General features: G+C 30.2%; 5 protein-coding genes. All 5 read left to right on the forward strand.

Features of this window, described 5'->3' with window-relative positions; translation table 11 throughout:
- Positions 1-63: 63 nt before the first annotated feature.
- Positions 64-402, forward strand: coding sequence for a hypothetical protein (locus FCR2A7T_RS03400; RefSeq protein ID WP_023569875.1), 339 nt, complete (start codon positions 64-66; stop codon positions 400-402).
- A 185-nt stretch (positions 403-587) separates the two neighbouring features.
- A complete protein-coding gene (locus FCR2A7T_RS03405) occupies positions 588-1,118 on the forward strand; it encodes a hypothetical protein (RefSeq protein WP_131473148.1) in 531 nt (176 codons plus the stop codon).
- Between the two features lie 623 nt (positions 1,119-1,741).
- Positions 1,742-2,281: a hypothetical protein gene (locus tag FCR2A7T_RS03410; protein WP_023569878.1), complete on the forward strand. Its 540-nt coding sequence runs from the start codon at positions 1,742-1,744 to the stop codon at positions 2,279-2,281.
- A gap of 210 nt (positions 2,282-2,491) precedes the next feature.
- Positions 2,492-2,758, forward strand: coding sequence for a hypothetical protein (locus FCR2A7T_RS03415; RefSeq protein ID WP_023569879.1), 267 nt, complete (start codon positions 2,492-2,494; stop codon positions 2,756-2,758).
- Positions 2,759-2,977: 219 nt separating this feature from the next.
- Positions 2,978-3,730, forward strand: coding sequence for a PH domain-containing protein (locus FCR2A7T_RS03420; protein ID WP_023569880.1), 753 nt, complete (start codon positions 2,978-2,980; stop codon positions 3,728-3,730).
- Positions 3,731-3,910: the final 180 nt, after the last annotated feature.

A 3,910-nucleotide genomic window follows, 5' to 3' on the forward strand; every position in this document is an offset into this window, starting at 1 on the left:
AAAGCCGGCGGGACGTTAGCGGTAATTTCGGCATGACGAAATCCATAAACAAGAACGAAAACTATGATCTTTAGCGAAATTTCATTTCATGATTCTCAAATACAAAAAGTTACGGAAAATCCTAATGGTCAAACAATTGAATTTCTATTAGATTTTCCCACAGATTGGAAAAATAACATTTATGAAAACAAAGTTTTAAGATTCGAAGATGTGACTTTTTATAGCGTTGAAGAAATTCCTTTTGGCAGTTTACCAACAATATTAAACATTATAGATTTGGGCGAAATAAATAAAGATTTATCAACTGAAAAAAATAAATGGATTGTAACACGGCATAAGATAAAAATTGAAACAACTGCTGGAACAAGAACTATTGAATTCTCTAACTGTGAATTTATGTAAACTATAAATGAATTAATAGAAACTACCGCTAACAGCGGTTTTAAAAAATTGGGGCTTTAGGCAAAATTTAAAGGCAATTTTATATATTTGACTTCAGTCCTAATGGAATGGTTTGGGAATAAAAATCCCCAACTTCTTAAAGCCGGCGGGACGTTGTGCGTAATTATAACCAAACTTAATTGAAATTGAAAAACAATAACGAATATAAGATTGCAATTTTCGGAGCATTTGTAAGTATATTTTTTACAGCTATTTATGATTTTATAAAAGCGAAACCTATACTTTCTACATTTTGGAATCTATTAAAATGGATTTGGAACCACATTTTTGAATTTCAGTTAAAAATCTGGCAAATCCTTATATTTTTTATTACAATTTGGATAATAAAATCAATAATAAAAGCATTCAAAAAACCTAATGAAAATTTAACTACCCAAAATGACGCTGATTGGTTAAATTATACTGAAGACAATATAAATGGGTTAAATTGGAGATGGAAGTGGACTAAAAACGTTCTAACGCATAAATGGAATATCGAAGATTTAACAATTGCTTGCAACAAATGTGGAACATCAATGCATTTAGACGATAGTTATGTATATGGAAAAACAGCTGAATGTCCACGATGCGAAAATCGAATTAGAGATTATAAGGATTTAGTAAAAATTGAAGCGATAATAATAGATAACGTTAAAAGAGATATGTATAAAAAATAACTACGCACAACAGCGGTTTCATGAAATTGCTTTGTTCAGTTTTAATTGGTAATGGTCAGTGAATATTTTTCTTTCTTCGAAATAAGTTTTCTCTTCTATTCTTTTCGGTATATTTGTAAACATCAGTAATAAAATTCCGCAACTTCATGAAGCCGGCGGGACGTTGTGCAACATTTTGGCTTGACGAAAACTAATATTATGAGTAGAAAGAAAATTGCATACATTTTAATAATTCTCAGCGCAATCTTATTGATTGTAAATATTTCCACTTTGAATTTTAAAAACTCAAGTGAAAACAACTATTTTGGAATTGGCTCAAATTTGCTATTAATTTTAGCTATGATATTGACTATTCGTGGTATAAATAAACACGAAAAAAAATAAATATTACAAAGGTTTTAAAAGTTAGCTTAAAATAAAAACGTCGCACAACAGCGGTTTTATGCAATGGCGGGGCTTGGGATTTTTTGGAAAAGTTTGTGCTCGCACTTCTTGCATAAAAATTCACGTTTTTCTTTCACTCTTTTCGGTATATTTGTAAACGTCAGTAATAAAAAATCCGCCACTGACATAAAGCCGGCGGGACGTTAACTACAATTTTGCGCCAAACAAAACGTAACTAAATGGGTAATCCTAAAATTTACAAATTGTCAATAAGTAAATTAGCAATGAGAATTCTATTTATTCTTATGTTGCTTTTTTTAAATTTAGTAATGATTTATATTGCTTTTAATGCTTTACAAGGTTTTTTAAATCAAAACAATAAACTTGGCTACATTGGAATCGTTATTACTCTACTTACATTATATACAACTTATTATTTCGGTACAATTTTAGTTTTGTTTTTACAGTTCTACATTAATGAAAAAGGAAAATGCATAACTATTGATTCGGTAAATAATGAATTGGTAATTGAAACTAAGAATGAAAACATAATAATTACCGAAAAAGATTTAATGTCAATAGAATTCAATTTATCAAATAAAAATTCTAAAAACCTTACTAGCGAGTATGATTTCGTGAGGTTAAATACTATAAGTGGTGAAAATTATGTTATCACAAACTTAATTATGAGAAGCCAAGAATTTGACCAAATTTTTATAAAAACAAAACGAATAATTAAGTTAAATAATTTAAATTTAATTAGTAAAAACTGTAGTTAACAGCGGTTTTATGCAATGGCGGGGCTTGGGATTTTTTGGGAAAGTTTTTGCTCGCACTTTTTGTATTAAAATTCACGTTTTTCTTTCACTCTTTTCGGTATATTTGTAAACGTCAGTAATAAAAAATCCGCCACTGACATAAAGCCGGCGGGACGTTATGCGACATTCTATAAAAACGTTGCGTTTAAACAACAATTAGCATTTTCAAAAATGACTCAAAAGCAAAAAATACTTTATCAAAAAATAGATGAAATACTTTGGAAAAGTTGGGATCCAATTGGAGTTAATAATAATGAAAACTGCCGAAGCGAATATCAAAGCTATACTCGATACATTTTTAAACTAAAAGTCGAAGGTGCTGATAAGGTTAAAATTTCAAATCATTTGCATCAATTAACGACGGAAAGTATGGGATTAAGTGGAAATAAAAAACATTGTGATGAAGTTGCTCAAGAAATATTTGATTTAAAAATTTGAAAGAACGTCGCATAACAGCGGTTTTGTGCAAGTGGGGTTTCGGTGTATAATGGAACGAACTGGATTCAAAAGCCTTTGCTCCTATTCTACTTTCTTCTTTCAAACTTTTCGGTATATTTGTAAACATCAGTAACAAAAATCCCCACCAGCACAAAGCCGGCGGGACGTTAGCAAACATTTTGAAAAAACGCGACAAATTCAAACACTAAAAGAAATCATATGAGTAATTGTGTAATGTGCTCGACAGCACTAAAATTTATTAATACACCAACATTTGGTGCTGGAAAACTTAACGATGGTGGAATAGTTTGTACCAGTTGTTACAAAAAAATAAACAATGTAAATCCGAGTATTGCTTTCAAATTGAAAAATTATACTTTACTACAAGTACAAGAAGTTTTACAAGTCAAAGCTGAGGAAAATAATTCCAAAAACGCAAAACTTGACGAAATTAAAACTGAATTAAAAAATCTAAATTTAGGAAACACGTCATTGTTTTTAGGAAGAAAAGAGATTAATGAATTACCTCAAATACTTGCAGAAGGAGAAAAAGTTAATAATGTAATTCAAGGAACTTACAATAATGGACAAGGAATTCTTGTTTCAACAAATAGACGTTTGGTATTCATTGACAAAGGTTTGATTTATGGTTTAAAAGTTGAGGATTTTCCTCTTGACAAGATAAGTTCAATTCAATATGAAACTGGTTTATTATTAGCAAAAGTTAAAATTCATACTTCTGGAAATATAGCAATAATAGATAACGTTGAAAAAACTTCAGCTAGGCAATTTGCAGAATTTGTGAGAAACTACATTTCGCAACCTAAAGAACAACAAACTGTAGTCATACAAAACAATGCAGAACCATCAATTTTAGACCAAATTGAAAAATTAGCCAAACTAAAAGAGAACGGCATTCTATCAGAAGAAGAATTCGCAGAGCAAAAGAAAAAAATGTTGGAAAAATTATAAAAACGTTTGCTAACAAGGGTTTTATGCAAGTGGGGTTTTAGGATTTATCGGGAAAGGTCAGTGTTTGCACTTTCTTCTTCGAAGTGAGGTTTTCCCTTTCAATCTTTTCGGTATATTTGTAAACATCAGTAATAAAAATCCCCACCTTCATAAAGCCCTGGGACGTTAACGGCAATTTTG

It is taken from the genome of Flavobacterium cauense R2A-7, assembly GCF_000498475.1.
Lineage (GTDB): Bacteria > Bacteroidota > Bacteroidia > Flavobacteriales > Flavobacteriaceae > Flavobacterium > Flavobacterium cauense.

Coding starts and splice junctions, on each gene's coding strand:
- FCR2A7T_RS03400 (WP_023569875.1), top strand. CDS start 64: ATGATCTTTAGCGAAATTTCATTTCATGATTCTCAAATACAAAAAGTT.
- FCR2A7T_RS03415 (WP_023569879.1), top strand. CDS start 2,492: ATGACTCAAAAGCAAAAAATACTTTATCAAAAAATAGATGAAATACTT.
- FCR2A7T_RS03410 (WP_023569878.1), top strand. CDS start 1,742: ATGGGTAATCCTAAAATTTACAAATTGTCAATAAGTAAATTAGCAATG.
- FCR2A7T_RS03420 (WP_023569880.1), top strand. CDS start 2,978: ATGAGTAATTGTGTAATGTGCTCGACAGCACTAAAATTTATTAATACA.